Here is a 17,767-nt window from a genome sequence, read left to right as displayed (position 1 = left end):
ATACTACCAAACCTTATTCCTATTTATTTGGCATTCTGGATTAAAGCCAGTAGTCAATTTCGCAGCATAAAACTGGCGAGACTTAATTCCCGAAAGGTAAAAACCGATACAATGGCAAATAAATCAATTGGAAAATGAAATTCAAACTCAAAATATCGCTCTGTCTATTCCTTGTCGTTCCAATTTCAGTAATTGCACAGACCTACAAATTCCCTTTTCAAAACCCTAAACTCGATTTTAAAACAAGGGTAGATGACCTTGTTGCTAGAATGACTTTGGAAGAAAAAGTAGGTCAAATGCTTAATGCCGCACCAGCTATTCCACGACTGGAAATTCCCGCTTATGATTGGTGGAACGAGGTGCTCCATGGCGTAGCAAGAACCCCTTTTAAGGTAACTGTGTATCCTCAGGCAATTGGTATGGCCGCAACTTTCGATAAAGAATCGTTATTTAGAATGGCCGATTATTCTGCTTTGGAAGGACGAGCCATCAATAACAAAGCCGTAGAAATGGGACGTGGCGGAGACCGTTATGTTGGCCTTACTTACTGGACACCAAACATCAACATATTTAGAGACCCAAGATGGGGTCGTGGACAAGAAACCTATGGCGAAGATCCTTTCTTAACCTCGGTAATGGGTGCTTCTTTTGTAAAGGGTTTACAGGGTGATGACCCTAAATATCTTAAGGCTGCGGCTTGTGCCAAACATTACGCTGTACATAGTGGTCCAGAGCCAGATAGACACGTATTTAATGCAGAAGTTAGTAAATACGATTTATGGGATACTTACCTGCCAGCTTTTAGAAAATTAGTGGTAGATAGTAAGGTTGAAGGGGTAATGTGTGCCTATAACGCCTTCCAAACTCAACCTTGTTGTGGTAGCGACCTTTTAATGGTAGATATCCTTCGCAAACAATGGAACTTTACTGGCTATGTTACCTCAGATTGTTGGGGAATAGATGATTTTTTTAAGAACCACAAAACACATACTGATGCTGCATCAGCCTCTGCAGACGCAGTTTTACATGGAACAGATGTAGAATGTGGTACTGATGCCTATAAATCTTTGGTAAAAGCGGTTAAAGAGGGTAAATTGCTTGAATCACAAATTGATGTTTCTGTAAAACGTCTTTTCATGACGAGGTTCAAGTTAGGGATGTTTGATCCAAAAGAGATGGTTAAATATGCGCAAACCCCGTCTTCGGTCCTTGAAAGTGATGAACATAAAGCGCATGCCTTGAAGATGGCTAGGCAATCAATCGTGATGTTAAAGAATAAAAATAACACTTTACCTTTGAGCAAGTCGGCAAAAAAAATAGTGGTTTTAGGACCAAATGCAGATAATCCAATCGCTATTTTAGGTAATTACAATGGTACGCCTTCTGTACTTAAAACGGTGCTTCAAGGCATTAAAGAAAAATTGCCCAATGCCAATGTGGTGTATGAAAAAGCAATCAACTTTACCAATGATACCCTTTTAGCTTATAGAAACTATTCCAATCAATGCAACGCTGATGGAAAGCAAGGCTTTAAAGCAGAATATTTTGCAAATAAAGAACTGACAGGTAATCCTGTTTCTAGGCAAGAACAGAGTTTAGATCATGCTTGGCAAGAAGGTCAACAAGTAGCCGAAGGCATCATTGCTAGAAATTTTTCGGCAAGATATACGACTAACTATTTAGCAGATGCTGATGGACCAGTAACTTTTGAGATTGAGGGTGATGATGGTTACCGTTTCAAAGTTGATGGCAAGGAAGTAATTAACGCTTGGACAAGAAATAGATGGGGTGCTCAACAATACAAACTGCAAGTCGAAAAAGGAAAATCTTATCAAATTGTATTAGAATACTGGCAAGGCGATGGCAAAGCAAATATTAGATTGAGTGCTGGAAATTACCAAAAAACGAACTTCATCGCCTTGGCAGAAAGAATTAAAGATGCCGATGCAATTGTTTATGTAGGTGGGATATCTCCCCAACTCGAGGGAGAGGAAATGAAAGTTAATTTTCCTGGGTTTAGCGGAGGAGATAGAACATCTATTATGTTGCCAAAAGTGCAAACTGACTTATTGAAAGCCTTACACACTACTGGAAAACCTGTTGTTTTTGTGATGATGACAGGAAGCGCCATTGCAATTCCATGGGAAGCTGAAAATATTCCTGCCATAGTCAATTGCTGGTATGGAGGCCAATCTGCTGGCACGGCAGTTGCCGATGTGCTTTTTGGAGATTATAATCCAGCGGGAAGGCTACCTGTGACCTTTTATGCTAAAGATTCAGATTTACCTAACTTTTCGGACTATTCGATGACTGGCAGAACGTATAGATACTTCTCTGGAAAACCGCTTTACGGATTTGGATATGGGCTAAGTTATAGTTCGTTTAAGTACGAGCAATTATTAATGCCAGCTCAAATTAAAGGTGGAACCACGCTAAACTTAAGCGTAACCATAACCAATACCAGCAAAGTTGTTGGCGAGGAGGTTGTTCAACTTTATATCAGCAACCCGAACTCAACGGTTAAATCACCTTTAAAAGCATTAAAAGGTTTTGAAAGGATTGTTCTTAAACCTGGAGAACGTAAGGTTATAAAGTTTAGCCTTTCGCCAAGAGAACTTTCATTTATCAAGGAAGACGGGATTGCTCAGCTTATAAAAGGTAAACTGATGATTAGTGCTGGTGGTTCACAGCCTGATGAATTGAACCCAACTTCTGGAAACCTGCTTAAAAAAACCATAACTATACTTTAACACAAATGTTGGGCACAATTATCCCATACCATAATATATGAAAAAAATTATCTTGATTTTGATTGGCCTGTATTCAGGCTTATGTCAAGCACAAATTAAATTCACAAACCCGATTATGTCGGGATTTTATCCAGATCCCAGTGTTACCAAAGTGGGTGAAGATTACTATCTGGTAAACTCAACTTTTGCTTATTTTCCTGGTGTTCCAGTGTTTCATAGCAAGGATCTGAAGAATTGGAAACAGATTGGAAATGTTATCGATAGACCATCTCAAATGACGTTTTTTGGCGATCAAACCTCAAGGGGTCTGTTTGCTCCATCCATTAATTTCTTCAAGGGTACTTATTACATGACTTGTACCAATATCGATAAAAATGGGAATTTTGTGATGACGGCAAAAAATCCAGCTGGCCCGTGGGGTAATCCAGTATGGCTTCCAAAGGTAAGGGGTATTGATCCTTCTTTGTTTTTTGATCAAGACAAAGCTTACATCGTTTACAATAGCGATCCTCCTGGAAATAAATCGCTCTATCCAGGCCATCGTACCATACGCACATTTGAGTTTGATCCAATCAATCTGAACGTAATTGGAGAGGAAATACAATTGGTAAATGGCGGTGTAGACATCAGTAAAAAACCAGTTTGGATTGAAGGACCTCATATTTTTAAGCGTGGCGATTGGTATTATCTCTGTGCGGCAGAAGGAGGAACTTCTGTAAATCACTCACAGGTAATACTGAGAAGTAAAAATGCAACTGGTCCATACGTACCTTATGAGAAAAATCCGATATTAACACAAAGAGACCTTGATCCAACTCGTAAAGATCCAATTACTTCGGCTGGCCACGCCGAATTGGTAGAAGGTCCAGATGGTAAAACCTATGCCGTTTTCTTAGCGGTGAGGCCGTACGAAGGCAATCATTACAATACGGGTAGAGAAACCTTTATTGCGCCTGTAAAATGGGAAGATGGATGGCCAATTATCAATCCTGATCAAAAAGAAATACCTTATCACTTTAGTGCTGGCTTTAAGGAAGTAAAGCAGTCAGCACCGCCACAAAGTGGAAATTTTGCTTACAGAACTACTTTCGAAAATAAAATTGATCAATCTCTGTTGTTTTTAAGAACAAACGATACCAGTTGGTACAAGCTAGATAAGGTAAACGGATTGACGATGAAGTTGCTGCCTGAAACTTGTATGGGTTTGGGTAATCCCGCCTTCATTGGGAAAAGGCAACAACATTTAACTAGCGCCGCAACTACGGAAATGACATTCGAGGCGCAAAAATCAAATGAAAAAGCTGGAATGCTAATTTTTCAAGGTGAATACAATTTTTACTACATCTGCAAGTCGGTAAGGGAAGGCAAACAAGTTGTTCAGCTTTATCAAGGCAATCCGAAGACGAAAACAATGGATTTAATAACTGAAGCACCGATTACTGGAAAGAAAGTTCAGTTTAAAATTCAAGCTCAACGAGAATTTTACAGCTTTCATTTTTCAGAAAATTCTGGCAAATGGAAATTGCTAAAGGATAAAATTGATGGGAAGTTCTTAAGTACACAAACTGCGGGTGGATTTGTAGGTTCACTTTTCGCTCTATACGCGACCTCCTCTGGAGAACCATCTCAAAATATGGCCTCGTACAAATGGCTAGATTACAGCGGAAATGATGCCGTCTATAGCAAATAAATGCTTAGCATATTAACGGAATACCATTAAATAACCTCATCGAAATTGAAAAAGCTAACTACCATATACGATATTGCAAGTGCGTTAGGCATAACTGTTTCAACTGTTTCGAGGGCATTAAGAGATTTTCCTGGAACTAGTGAGAGTACTCGAAAAACAGTAATTGATATGGCTGCCAAACTTGATTACAGGCCTAATAAATTGGCTTCTGCACTTAAATCTGGCAAAACATTCATCATTGGGATAATTGTCCCTAGCATTGAAGCTCATTTTTTTGCTTCCATTATCCATAGTATTGAGGATGAGCTGAAAGAAAGCCACCGATTTGTGGCTTTTGTTTGTGGTCTCGGCGACGCCGATTTCAAACTGTTTTTTGGAAGATTTGCAACTGATTGTTAAGATTCTTGGCCATGAAGACGGGTTTCAAATATCTTGGCGAGACGGATTTCAAACTTTTTTAGTATTGTAATGTTTCATAAACCGTTCGTACCTATATGTCCAATTTTATAAAATAAATGAACAGATGATGGTTTTATGTTCATTTACTTATCCTTTTTCACAACATGTTCATTTTTTTTTAAAAAATGAACATGTTGTGCTTATATGTCCAACCACTATGCGTATATTTGTTTATAAGTTCAATATCATCGAAAAACTGAACATATGCCATACGATAGAACACAACCTTTCAACGATCTTCCATTTCTGCCTCCACTTAAAAATATGGAAGAAGATGTGGAAGTGATGAAGAAACTCGTCACTGCTTCCCGTTCTTTGGCGACTACAAATTCCAGTATCCATAGGCTTCCAAACCCTACCATGCTCATCAATACCATTGCACTTCAAGAGGCACAAACCTCTACAGCAATCGAGAACATATTTACCACCGAAGATGAACTCTACAAGGCAGTGTCAGAAACTATTCGGGAAGAAAATATAAAACCAGCTACCAAGGAGGTACTTCGCTATCGGGAGGCATTATGGGAAGGATACAACATCACCCAAGAAAAAGGGAAGATGGACATGGATAGTATCATTAGCACCTTTAGACAGATTAAGAACTCTACAGCTGGAATAAGGCCACCACAGACCCTTACGGTGATTAGACGCGGACAAAGTGAATTCAGAACGGGCGAGGTAATATATACTCCTCCAAGAGGCGCGGGCATCATAGAAGCCAAGATGGAAAATCTGATCGAGTACCTAAATGACGATAAGAAATACACTACCGACCCACTGATCAAAATGTGCATTGCCCATTATCAGTTTGAAGCCATACATCCATTTTCAGATGGAAACGGAAGAACAGGTAGAATTTTGAATCTTTTATACCTGGTAAACAAAGGGCTATTAGGCCAACCGGTACTCTATCTTTCCAAATACATTATGATCAACAAGGACGACTATTACCACCACCTGAGCGGGGTTACCCAACGTGGTGCATGGAAGCCATGGGTGATGTACATGTTAGATGCTGCAGAGAAAACAGCGGAGCTGACCAATCAATTAATCACTAGTATTCTCAATCAAATGGAAGCGACACTTGCCCATGGCAAGGCAACTATTAAATGGTACAACAAGGAGGTCAATGAGGCGATCTTCAGCCAACCCTACATCAAACCAAAATTCATCGGAGAAATATTGGACATTACCTCAAGAACTACGTTGACCAAATACTTCGGCGAACTCGTTGCTGCAAAGATCTTGAGCCCCGCTAAAGACGGAAAAGAGGTATATTACATCAATGATGATCTTATTCAAATTCTGAAGGGCTAAAGCTCGAAGTAGAATTACGTTTTTTGATATTTCGTAGGTCCGTAAAATACAAAAGGCCGTAAACATTAAATTTACAGCCTTTTATACGTTTTGTTGATGTTTAAAGTGGTCCCGACGAGAATCGAACTCATATCTAAAGTTTAGGAAACTTCTATTCTATCCGTTGAACTACGGGACCAATCAGGTCGCAAATATATAAAAATATCTAACTCAACTTTATATAAATCTTATCACTCTGCATCAATAATTGCTTCTTTTAGTGAAGTAATTTTTAATACATACGCTTTGCCTAAACTGAATTTGAAATGATTGTCTTGCAATAGATCCTTTATTTTAGGGCTACTAAGCAAAACATCATATAAATCTCTAGCTACTGCAGAAGCTGAAATGTTATTTTTTACTTTACCATTTTCTAATTCCAGACTGAATGAATAGTCAGCCTTGTTTCTATTGCCTAAACTATGTAAATCAGATTTGGTGAAGCTAATTTCTTGCTCTTCGGTTATTGCCTTTTTAATTTGGATAGCAAATACTGGAAGGTATCTTTTCCAAAGTGGGTAATAAAGGTTTATTTGTGTCATCATATCTTTGTATTCGTGTTTGTTTTGTCTCCTCTAGAATTAACAATTATCCCAATTCTTAAAGCTCAGGTTAGAATTTTGATTGATTGCCTGTATTTTGTTTAGTTTAAATCAAGGTTTTCATCTACAATTGCCATATAACAATCTAGATTGAAGATGCTGATATGAATAAAATTGATTGGATTTGCTTATTGACCCAAGCCAAAATAGCTTATTTGATCTCTCAAAATGCCTTGCTTTCGTTTGTCTAAGATTGTAAAAGTAAGCTTTAACAGCCAATAATCCTAAATGCTAGTGTAAAAGCTATATTTTAAGTCAGATATCACGAAACAATCGTAACAAATGACACACAAAAGCCATCTTTTTTTTACGCGGTATAATGTTTGCGTAAGTACAGGCAGTACTCTATATTTATTGATAATTAAATGAAAAAGAGAATCTTAATAGTTGACGATCAGCCCTTAAGCATTGAGCCAATGACGATGCTGTTTGAAGAAGAAGGATACGAAGTGAAAACAATGAATACCCATAAGGGCATATTCACTGCAATTGATGAATTTCAACCAGATATAATCCTATTGGATGTTTTTCTAAACGACAATGATGGTAGGTATATCTGTAACTTGCTTAAATCAATGCACAAAACACAAGCTATTCCAATCGTTTTAATTTCGGGAGTAATGGACTACGAAACCATCTTAAGCGATGATGTTTGTCAGGATGGATTTTTACAAAAACCATTCGATCTAGACCAATGTACAATCCTAGTAAAGTCCTTGGTAAATTAAGTAGCTTTCAAAAACACAAAATTATAGTTATAGCGACCTTATAGCGACTTGAGTTCGAGTTTGCTCCCAGTCTAGTTCGAGAAGAGTTCGTGCCAAGTTCGTGTTGGCTTCGTGTTTTGTTGCAGGGGAACACCCTCGAATTCCACGTTTTGCCGAAGAAAAGACGGACTAGACACGACGCTGATGCGATGTTACTCATATCCAGCTATAAGCGATAAGCGAAATGATATCGATGAGGAATGAAATAACAATAAAAGAGCGCAAAAACTGAATTGTTCTACGCTCTTTCTTTATTGTCCAATATTAGATTTAATTAACCACAATACTTTCAATGCCTTTTGCTAAAGCGTTATCCTGAATCCCTGGGATGTTAGTGCCTTCTACGCGAACAACAGTAATGTCGGTTATGCCTAAAAAGCCAAAAACTGATTTTAGATAAGGAACCGCATTGTCATAACTAGCCATCGGTCCTTCAGAATAAACCCCTCCAGCCGAAAAAGCAATGTAAAGCTTCTTGTTTTTAATTAATCCCTCTGGGCCATTTTGATCGTATTTGAAGGTTACACCAACTCTACTGATGTGATCTATCCAAGCTTTTAAGTTAGAGGGCACGCTGAAGTTATAAAGAGGCACACCCAATACAATAATGTCTGCTTCCATAATTTCGGCGATCGCCTCATCAGAGTGTTCAATGGCAATTAAGTTTTCTTGTGTCCTATTTTCTACAGGAGCAAAAAAAGCATTTAAATGTGCTTCTTCCAAATGTGGGAAACGCTCTTCAACTAAGCTAAATTCCTTAACAGTACTATCGGCATAGGCCAATTGAAGTTTTTCTATAATGGCATTTCCTAATCTGATGGTATAAGAGGCCGCTCCTCTGGGGCTAGAAATAATGTGTAATATCTTTTTCATCGTTTTATATAATTTATGTCGACAAATCTATTTACATTTGGTTATAAAATGTTAGTAGTATACAAAAGGTTAGTGGTAATATTTTGTATAGTATTATGATAGTCAGTTTGTTATGGAAAAAGAAGAAACAGCAGAGGGTTGTAATGCCTTTCTAAATCCCATCGGTGATGCCTTATATGTAATTGGCGGAAAATGGAAGCTGAGGGTGATTTCAAGCTTGAGAGATGGAAGCAAACGATTTAATGAAATACAAAGAACCGTTGTTGGCATTTCTGCTCGAGTGCTTTCTGCAGAGCTGAAAGAATTGGAATTAAATGGCTTTGTTAAAAGGGTAGTTCACCATCAGTTAACACCTGTAGTGGTAGAATATCAATTGACCGAATATGCAGGAAGCCTAAGCAATGTATTACACGCTTTAGCGGATTGGGGAACCATGCATCGCGATAAGTTAAGACAAGAAAGATAGCATAGACTTTATCATTAGAAAATTCTGGGCCAATACAGGCCTATCGAACACAGGTTCAAACATAAGATTAGTATGTTCATATTATTCTCTAAAAATTTGCAAAATAAGCTTAAATAAATATATTTGTATGTACAGACATATTATCAAAGTTTAATTAAATTTTGTAGAGTTAATCACATGAACGCAAATAGCAAAGTCTTCTTATCAAAATTTTGCGCTCTTCTTTTTTTATCGATGTCCTTCGCGGCGTTAACGGCAAAGGCACAGCTTAAAAAACCAAATGTGATTGTTATTGTATCAGATGATCACGCCTATCAAGCCGTCAGCGCTTATGGTTCAAAGTTAATTCATACCCCAAACATTGATAAAATTGCAAAGGAAGGCATGTTAATGAAGGAAGCGGCGGTAACTAACTCAGTTTGTAGTCCTAGCAGAGCGGTTTTGCTAACCGGAAAATATTCTCATATCAACGGAATGAAGGATAATGGCACTTATTTCAATGGTGCACAAGAAACACTCCCTAAAATTTTTAAGAGAAATGGTTATCGCACTGCGATAGTAGGAAAATGGCATTTGTTTAGCACGCCAACGGGTTTCGACTATTGGAATATCTTGCCAGATCAAGGGAATTACTATAATCCTGGCTTTAAAAAGAATGGAAAGGATACCGCTTATACTGGTTACGTAACGGATGTAATTACCGATCTAGCATTAGATTGGGTAACCAAGAATAAAGACGAGGCGCCATTTTTTTTGATGTTACACCATAAGGCGCCGCATAGAAATGTAATGCCGCCCATAAAATATTTAGAAAAGTTTAATGATAAGAAATTTAAGCTGCCATCGAACTTTTATGATGATTACAAAGGTAGAAAGGCCTTGCAAATTCAGCAGGTAACGATGAAGGATCATTTGGATATTCGTTATGACAGCAAGATACCATGTGATACCTGCCAAATAAACAAAGTAAACGATTGGGCACCTGCAGAATATCAAAGAGAAATACAGCGCTTAAGGCCAGATGAACGTAAAATCTGGGATGCTGCTTACCAGAGAGAATATGAGATTTTCAAAACCTTAAAGACGAAAGATGAAATTGTACGCTTTCAATTTCAGCGTTACATGGAAGACTACCTAAGGGTAGTTAACTCGCTGGATGATAATGTTGGAAGGGTGCTACAGTACCTGCAAGACCAACACCTATCAGAAAGTACCATAGTGGTTTACCTATCCGATCAAGGTTTTTATTTGGGCGAGCATGGCTTGTACGACAAACGGTTCATGTATACAGAATCATTTAGAACACCAATGATGATTAAATATCCGGCAGGTTTTAAAGGCGGACAAAAAACAAGTTCTTATGTACTTAACCTAGACATTGCACCAACTTTGTTAGATCTTTGTGGTATCAAAGTGCCTGAAGATATGCAGGGTGTATCAATGAAAAAGCTGCTTACTTTAGGTAAAGATGAAAACTGGCGCAAAGAGGTTTATTATCATTACTACGAAAAGTCGTTCGGTTTAACCAGGCATTATGGCATTAAAACAGAGCGATACAAATTGATTCATTTTTATGACCCTGTTGATACTTGGGAATTGTACGACTTGAAAAAGGATCCAAAGGAAATGCATAACCTGTATGATGATCCAACAAAAGCAACACTAGTCAAAACCTTAAAGGAGCGATTAAAAGCTTTACAGCTGAAGTATAAAGAGAAAATTTAACAAGGTTGATGGCTTGTTAGTCGTCATAGTTTTAACAATAAAAAAATTAAATAATGAAACGTTTTTTACTTATAGCCATCATATTATTTTCATTGTCAGCTTCGCTATGCGCTCAACAAATGAACCTCGGTTCTTATAACTTGCGTTATGATAATCAGACAGATTCTGCCGCTGGAAATGGATGGAAGGTGCGTTATCCAGTTATAGCACAAGTGATTAAGTTTAACGATTTGGATGTTTTTGGTGTTCAGGAAGGCTTTCATCACATGTTAAATAACCTAGCAGATAGTTTGCCAGGTTATAAGTGGATTGGTGAGGGTAGAGATGGTGGTCAAAAAGGTGAGCACTCTGCCATCTATTATAAGGAAGCTAAGTTTAAACTGTTAAAAAGCGGAAACTTTTGGCTTTCGGCAACGGATACTGAAAAACCTAATGTAGGTTGGGATGCAGCATTAACCCGTGTGTGCACTTGGGCTCAATTCAAGGAAATAAAAACAGGTTTCATTTTTAATTTTTTCAATGTGCACATGGATCATGTAGGTGTTTTGGCTCGTAGTGAGAGTGCAAAATTAATTATGGCAAAAATGAGGGAGATTACTGGTGGTAAGCCAACAATATTGACTGGAGATTTCAATGCAAACCAGAATTCTGATGCTTATTTTACTATAAATAATTCGGGATTGTTAAAGGACAGCTATGTTTTATCGCCTATTAAATTGGCCAATGGACCTACTTTTAATGGTTTTAAGATTGGGGGTAGCAACAATAATGCTCGTATCGATCATATTTTTGTAACCAAACAATTTAAGGTAAAACGCTATGGCATTTTAACACAAACCTTTAATGGCAAATTGCCTTCAGATCATTATCCAGTGGTCATTAATGTGAGTTATTAGGAGGTGGAGGTTAATTCCTAATCCCTTCTGCTTTCTACAGTATAAACGAAGCTATCGGCCCTGTAATAACCTAGGTTAAATTCGATTGGCCTATCTCCTTGGTCGTAAACAAAACGCTTTCTTACTAAAATAGCTGAGCCTGGTTCTACCTCCAATTTAGCGCTGATAAACTTATCGGCTTCCTTTGCGCTAATTTCTTCTTTGGATAAATTGGCCACAACAGAATGTTCTTTCTCTAGGATTTCATAAAGCGGTCTTTTAAAGTCTTCTTCGCCCGTTAATCCAACTCGTGGGTGGAAATAAGAGATGAAATAAACAAACGGACCTTCTAGTCGGCCTCTTAAACGTTCTAGCTTTAACACCTTTTTATCGGTACTGATGTCAAAAAAGTGAGCTAATTTTTCATCAGGGGTAACCCAACTAATGTGTAACTCAAAGTTTTTAATTGGAATACCTCTCGCTTGCATCTCTTGAGAAAAGCTGAGCCAATTATTAGACTTTGAGCTTACAGAAACCTCGGCAACCTTAGTTCCAACGCCTTTTTTTCTAATCAGCAGACCTTCGTAAACTAATTTATTTAAGGCTTGCCTTAAGGTTGTTCTAGAAATGGCAAGCTGCTTGGCCATGTCAACTTCATTAGGAAGAAACTTCGTAGCATACTGTGGATCCTTAATTAGGTTCCGCAGTAATTCCTCTGCCTGTATGTGCAATGGAATATGACTTTTATGGTCGATAGAAAATTTCACCTTCATGTTAACAAGCCATTAAGCTAATAAAAAATAATATAGCAAAAGTAAAAAAATATTTGTTTTTAAATAGAATGTTTATATGTTTGTACATAACCAATGTATAAATCTTAATATCCTCAGTATGAAACAGGTAAAACCTTATTCAAAAAGAAAGGAAACAAGGCACAAAAACATTCGTCGTGTTTCCCATTTTCCCTAGTAATTCATAAGTCGATTGAGCCACAATCAATGCAAAACCTTAAATCATTCAAATATTTAATCAATTGAGTTAGCATTATTAATTATGAAATCATTTTTACTAAATCGCCTCAGCAAAAAAGAACTGAACCAATCTAGTTTGCTGTCGCAAAATTCTAAGCTGCAAGAAAGCGATTGGCGCTACAAATTGCAGTCACTTAAACTTTTACTCTGTTCTTTCTTTTTGGCTTGCAGTATTTTTGGAACTGCTTATGCGCAGAACACTGTAAAACTAACGGGAACAGTGAAAGATGAAACTGGACCACTTCCGGGTGTTGGTGTTACCGTAAAAGGAACAACAAATGCCACCACAACAGGCCCTGATGGAAAATACAGTATCACTGCTAAAGTGGGCGAAACATTAGTGTTTACCATGATTGGCTACAAGGCCAATGAAGTTGTTATAGGTAGTCAAACACAGGTAAACGTAACATTAGCCTCTACTGCATCAGATTTAAATGAAGTAATTGTAGTGGGTTATGGATCTCAGAAAAAGGCTACTTTAACTGGTGCCGTATCCTCAGTAACAGCAAAAGAAATTGTAACCACTAAAAACGAAAACGTTCAGAACATGTTAACTGGTAAAATTGCTGGTGTACGTGTGGTGCAAAACAGTAGTGAGCCAGGAGCTTTTAACACCTCATTTGATGTAAGGGGATTAGGTTCTCCTCTAGTGGTTGTAGATGGGGTTGTTAGAAATAACTTCTCCCGTTTAAGCGCTGAGGACATAGAAAGTATCACCGTGTTAAAAGATGCTTCTGCTGCTATTTATGGGGTACGTTCAGCAAATGGTGTAGTGTTAATTACGACTAAAAAAGGTAAAAAGGGAAGTGTAGAGCTTAACTATAATGGTTCCTACTCACTTCAAAAGCCGTCATTCATGCCTAATTCAGTTAATATTTTCGAATACATGACTTTGGCTAATGAATATTCACTTCACTTAGGTGGAACAGGCGCATACAATAAAGGGCCTGTTCGTTTTACGCCAGCTGATTTTACTGCCTATCAAAATGGCACTAAAGTGGCGTCTGATTGGAATGCCGCTGTATTGAGGTATACCGCTCCTCAATCTCAACATGACATCAGTGCGTCTGGTGGTAATGAAAACACAACTTATTTTGCGAGTTTAGGTGTTCAAGATCAAGAAGGATTTTTCAAGTCGGGCGATTTAAACTACAACCGTTATAACCTTAGGGCAAATTTAACAACTAAACTGGCTAAAAACTTAACTTTCGATATCAACTTAACAGGTATCGTTGATCAAAAAAATCAATTGAAGGAAGATACTTATTGGGTAATTAGAAGTACTTGGTACCAAGCACCAACAGAACCAATTTTTGCAAACAACAATCCTGCTTATTTAGCAAAAGTGCCTAGTTCATTAAATGCTTATGCGCATGCAAATGCTGATGTAAGTGGTTATCGTAATATTCAGAACAAATGGTTCCAATCATCTACCAGTTTAAAGTATGATGCAACATTTTTAAAAGGTTTGAGTTTAAAAGGTTTATTTAGTTACGATTATCAAATTGCCACCAATAAATATTATACTAAAACTTATAACCTTTATACCTACACTGCTGCAACTGATACTTACGCTCCAGAAGCTCAGTTTTCTCCTTCAACATTAAGAAGAGAGTTTTATGAATACCCAAGTATACTCTTCCAAGCCTCTGCGAACTATAATAAATCATTCGGTTCGCACAATATTAGTGCATTGGCATTATATGAACGAAACACCTTAAAGGGTGATAACTTTTTCGCACAGCGAAACCTAACCATCCCTGTAGATCAGTTATTGGCAGGTTCTACTACTGATCAGCAAGGTTTCATGTCAACCGCTCAGGGCAGTCTTTTCAATAATCAAACTGCCTCTTATGTAGGTAAGTTTACTTATGATTATGATGGAAAGTATTTAGCTGAAGTAGGCTTTAGGGCTGATGGTTCCTCAAAATTTTCAGTAAACGAACAATGGGGATTTTTCCCTTACGCTTCAGCTGGTTATCGTGTATCTGAAGAAAAATTCTGGAAAGACTCGCCACTTAAATTCATAAACAACTTTAAGATTCGTGGATCTTATGGCGAACAAGGTGATGACTCTGCTGCTACTTATCAATTCATTACTGGTTATAACTATCCAGCTACTGGATCTGTATTTAATGGCGTTTATGTTACTGGTGCTTCTAGTAAAGGTTTAGCCAATCCGATCATCACTTGGTTTACTGCGAAACAGTTAGATATTGGTGTAGATGCTGAAATGTGGAATGGATTATTTGGATTTTCTGTTGATTATTTTGTAAGAAACAGAAGTGGATTGTTGGGAACACAAGCTAACAGTTTACCAGATGTTGTGGGTGTTAATTTCCCTCAAGAAAACTTAAATGGCGATCGCTCAAGAGGTATCGATTTAGAACTTAACCACCGCAACCAGTTGGGTAATTTTTCTTATAGCGTTAAAGGTATAATGGGCATTACCCGTACCATGAATACTACACGTGTACAGGCACGAGCAGGAAACTCTTACTTAAATTGGGAAAACAGCAATTTCACGGCTAATCGTTGGAACAACTTATACTGGGGTTATGGAACAACCGGCCAGTTTGAGAATTATCAAGCCATTAAAAACAGTCCGATTTATGCTTCTAGAACCACCGTTGTTGGCGATTACAGATACGAAGATTGGAATGGAGATGGCGTAATTAGTTCACAAGATTCACATCCAATTTCTACATCAGGCTTACCCACTTTAACTTATGGATTGACTCTTAATGCTGCTTATAAAAACTGGGATTTTAGTACAACCATCAGCGGTGCTGGAAACGTATATGTTTCTTATTTTGAGCAATTGAATACGCCGCTTTGGGCTGGAGGTAATGCCTTAAAACAATTCTTAGACAGGTACCATCCTGAAGATCCTAATGCAGATCCATTTGATCCTAACACAAAGTGGATACCAGGTTATTACGCTTATACTGGTACGGTGCCATTTACCAATACCTTGGCTAATGCCCAAAATGCTAAATATTTCAGAATAAAAACCATCGAATTAGGTTACAGCTTACCACAAAAATGGTTTAACAAAGTAGGCGTAAAAGGATTAAGATTTTATGCCAATGCATTCAACTTGCTTACAGTTACCGATTTGAAGTTCCTAGATCCAGAACACCCATCAAGTGATTTTGGTTATGTGTATCCATTGGATAAAAAATTCACTTTTGGCCTTAACCTTAAATTATAACAGTAGCCATGAAAAAGAAACTATATATATTATTAGCTGTGGTGATCACATCATTTGCAGCTTGCCAGAAACTGGATGTGCCGCCTGTAAACATTGTTCAGGATGCCGATCTATTTACTACAGAAGCTGGTGTTGATGCTTACATATCAAGAATGTATTATACCATGCCAATTGAGGATTTTAAATATCACCCAGTTGGGGCTTTTAACCAAACTGGCCAAGTAGGTTCACCACATGCCATTAGTGGCGAGGCGGTAAGTAGGGATTTAGGGAATGTGACAGAAACACACAATTACTGGAGCGCAGCTTATTTATTAATCCGCGATTGTAATTACTTTATCGCTACGATGCCAACTTATGCAAGCAACCATAAACCAGAGCAGGTTCAAATGTGGATAGCTGAAGCACAATTTGTTCGTGCTTTCACTTACTTTGCTTTAGTGAAACGTTATGGAGGAGTTCCATTAGTTGATAAATTATTAACCAAACCTGGGGAAACTATTTCTGAGCTTGCTTCTGAAATTGAAGAGCTTAAAATACCACGTTCAAGTGAAGAAGCGATTTGGGACTTTGTTGCCAAAGAATTGGATGCAGTTTACATTACCCTGCCAGAAACCAATAAATCTAATAGAGCGAACAAATATGTTGCTGCGGCATTAAAATCAAGAGCAATGTTGTATGCTGGAACTATCGCGAAGTACAATACAATTGATTTAACAACTGGTGGTATACGTTTGTGCGGTGTGCCTGCTTCAAAAGCGGTTACCTATTTTAAAGCAGCTTATGATGCGGCAAATTTATTAAATGGCAAATATGCATTGTATAAAAATAAATGGTCGGCAACTGATAAGGAAGCCCAATATCAAAATTTTGTAAGTCTATTCTTAGACAATTCAACCGCAAACAGAGAGTCTATTTTTGCTAGGCAGTTTAAATATCCTGACTTGACGCACATGTACGATGCATTAAATGTGCCTAAACAATGGGAGGGTCCACAAGGAAATTATTCTTCAGAGACCCTACCAACCCTGAACTTGGTAGAAATGTATGAGGGTTTCCCAAAAAATCCTGATGGGACGATTCAAACGATGGATGCTGGTGGTAAATATTTAACCTATACCAATACCATGGATATTTTTGCCAATGTAGAACCAAGGTTAAGGGCTACTGTAATATTGCCTGGCGATTTATTTAAAAGTGTTCAAATTGAAGTACGCAGAGGTGTTTTCACAGGAGCTTCAACGGGAGGTTTAAGTGACCTAACCCCTGGAAATGCAAGTACAGCTTATCCTGCTACTTTATTGGGATCTGCAACTGTAGCGGCAAACCTTGATGCAGCAAATTTAGTAACACTTTCAAACGGAACTAAAATCACTAGGTCTGGTGCGAGTGGTATTTACACAGCAATTGGCGCTAATGCAACTGGAGGTACTTACACAGGCTTTTATGTGAGAAAATATTTAAGTCCAGAAAAACCACAAGCAGAAACATTGCCTAATCGTTCAGACCAGCAATTTATTGAGTTTAGATATGGCGAAGTTGTATTGAACAAAGCAGAAGCTGCTTATGAATTATTCCTTTTAGGGCAAGGCGCTACTTACGCTACTGAGGCTTTAACCTTAACTAATTCGATAAGGGAACGTGCAGGAGCATCACTATATGTTGCAATTAACAACATTAATGACGTTAGAACGGAACGTAGAAGAGAGTTGGCTTTTGAGAACAAAACCATTTGGGATTTAAGAAGATGGCGCATTGCGAATTTAGAGCAAAATAACACCATTTATAAAGCCCTTATACCAATTATGTTGCAAGATCAAAGCAAATATATTTTGGATGTAAGAAATGAGGAGCGTGGTGTAAACTATACCTTCCAAACTAGATGGTATTATAATCAAATTCCAACTGCAGCAATTGCTAAAAGTTTAAACCTTGTACAAAACCCAGGATGGTAATTTA

General features: G+C 37.8%; 13 protein-coding genes and 1 tRNA gene. 10 read left to right on the top strand and 4 right to left on the bottom strand.

What is annotated here, in order from left to right; all coding sequences use genetic code 11:
- Positions 1-134: 134 nt before the first annotated feature.
- From R2Q59_RS13800 to R2Q59_RS13785, 4 genes are all read left to right on the top strand, one after another.
- The gene (locus tag R2Q59_RS13800; protein WP_316785902.1) at positions 135-2,750 is read left to right on the top strand and encodes a glycoside hydrolase family 3 C-terminal domain-containing protein; all 2,616 of its coding nucleotides are present in this window, start codon (positions 135-137) and stop codon (positions 2,748-2,750) included.
- Between the two features lie 37 nt (positions 2,751-2,787).
- A complete protein-coding gene (locus tag R2Q59_RS13795) occupies positions 2,788-4,440 on the top strand; it encodes a glycoside hydrolase family 43 protein (protein WP_316785901.1) in 1,653 nt (550 codons plus the stop codon).
- A gap of 45 nt (positions 4,441-4,485) precedes the next feature.
- A complete protein-coding gene (locus tag R2Q59_RS13790) occupies positions 4,486-4,839 on the top strand; it encodes a LacI family DNA-binding transcriptional regulator (RefSeq protein ID WP_316785900.1) in 354 nt (117 codons plus the stop codon).
- Between the two features lie 264 nt (positions 4,840-5,103).
- Positions 5,104-6,216: a Fic family protein gene (locus R2Q59_RS13785; protein WP_316785899.1), complete on the top strand. Its 1,113-nt coding sequence runs from the start codon at positions 5,104-5,106 to the stop codon at positions 6,214-6,216.
- 106 nt (positions 6,217-6,322) lie between these two features.
- Here R2Q59_RS13785 and R2Q59_RS13780 read toward each other — a convergent pair.
- Positions 6,323-6,394: transfer RNA gene (locus R2Q59_RS13780), tRNA-Arg, on the bottom strand.
- A 52-nt stretch (positions 6,395-6,446) separates the two neighbouring features.
- Positions 6,447-6,800: a hypothetical protein gene (locus tag R2Q59_RS13775; protein WP_316769925.1), complete on the bottom strand. Its 354-nt coding sequence runs from the start codon at positions 6,798-6,800 to the stop codon at positions 6,447-6,449.
- 422 nt (positions 6,801-7,222) lie between these two features.
- On the opposite strand from R2Q59_RS13775, the gene R2Q59_RS13770 reads away from it, so the two are divergent.
- Positions 7,223-7,585, top strand: coding sequence for a two-component system response regulator (locus R2Q59_RS13770; RefSeq protein ID WP_316769923.1), 363 nt, complete (start codon positions 7,223-7,225; stop codon positions 7,583-7,585).
- Between the two features lie 309 nt (positions 7,586-7,894).
- On the opposite strand, the gene R2Q59_RS13765 is transcribed toward R2Q59_RS13770, so the two are convergent.
- Complete coding sequence (locus R2Q59_RS13765; RefSeq protein WP_316769921.1) at positions 7,895-8,497, bottom strand: FMN-dependent NADH-azoreductase; 603 nt, start codon at positions 8,495-8,497, stop codon at positions 7,895-7,897.
- Between the two features lie 112 nt (positions 8,498-8,609).
- Here R2Q59_RS13765 and R2Q59_RS13760 point away from each other — a divergent pair, with 112 nt between their 5' ends.
- From R2Q59_RS13760 to R2Q59_RS13750, 3 genes are all read left to right on the top strand, one after another.
- The gene (locus R2Q59_RS13760) at positions 8,610-8,963 is read left to right on the top strand and encodes a helix-turn-helix domain-containing protein (RefSeq protein WP_316769920.1); all 354 of its coding nucleotides are present in this window, start codon (positions 8,610-8,612) and stop codon (positions 8,961-8,963) included.
- A 234-nt stretch (positions 8,964-9,197) separates the two neighbouring features.
- Positions 9,198-10,688, top strand: a complete 1,491-nt coding sequence (locus tag R2Q59_RS13755) for a sulfatase (protein ID WP_316785898.1) — start codon at positions 9,198-9,200, stop codon at positions 10,686-10,688.
- A gap of 53 nt (positions 10,689-10,741) precedes the next feature.
- On the top strand, positions 10,742-11,584 hold the full coding sequence (locus R2Q59_RS13750; RefSeq protein ID WP_316785897.1) for an endonuclease/exonuclease/phosphatase family protein: 843 nt from the start codon (positions 10,742-10,744) through the stop codon (positions 11,582-11,584).
- 17 nt (positions 11,585-11,601) lie between these two features.
- Here R2Q59_RS13750 and R2Q59_RS13745 read toward each other — a convergent pair whose 3' ends face one another.
- Positions 11,602-12,336, bottom strand: coding sequence for a GntR family transcriptional regulator (locus R2Q59_RS13745; RefSeq protein ID WP_225870980.1), 735 nt, complete (start codon positions 12,334-12,336; stop codon positions 11,602-11,604).
- Between the two features lie 280 nt (positions 12,337-12,616).
- On the opposite strand from R2Q59_RS13745, the gene R2Q59_RS13740 reads away from it, so the two are divergent.
- Together R2Q59_RS13740 and R2Q59_RS13735 are read left to right on the top strand one after the other, a co-directional pair.
- Complete coding sequence (locus tag R2Q59_RS13740) at positions 12,617-15,808, top strand: TonB-dependent receptor (protein WP_316785896.1); 3,192 nt, start codon at positions 12,617-12,619, stop codon at positions 15,806-15,808.
- 8 nt (positions 15,809-15,816) lie between these two features.
- Positions 15,817-17,763 carry a RagB/SusD family nutrient uptake outer membrane protein gene (locus R2Q59_RS13735; protein ID WP_316785895.1) on the top strand — a complete coding sequence of 649 codons (1,947 nt, stop codon included), beginning with the start codon at positions 15,817-15,819 and terminating at the stop codon, positions 17,761-17,763.
- Positions 17,764-17,767 lie beyond the last annotated feature (4 nt).

It is taken from the genome of Pedobacter frigiditerrae (assembly GCF_032678705.1).
Lineage (GTDB): Bacteria > Bacteroidota > Bacteroidia > Sphingobacteriales > Sphingobacteriaceae > Pedobacter > Pedobacter frigiditerrae_A.
This window is presented reverse-complemented; position numbering and strand designations above follow the sequence as displayed.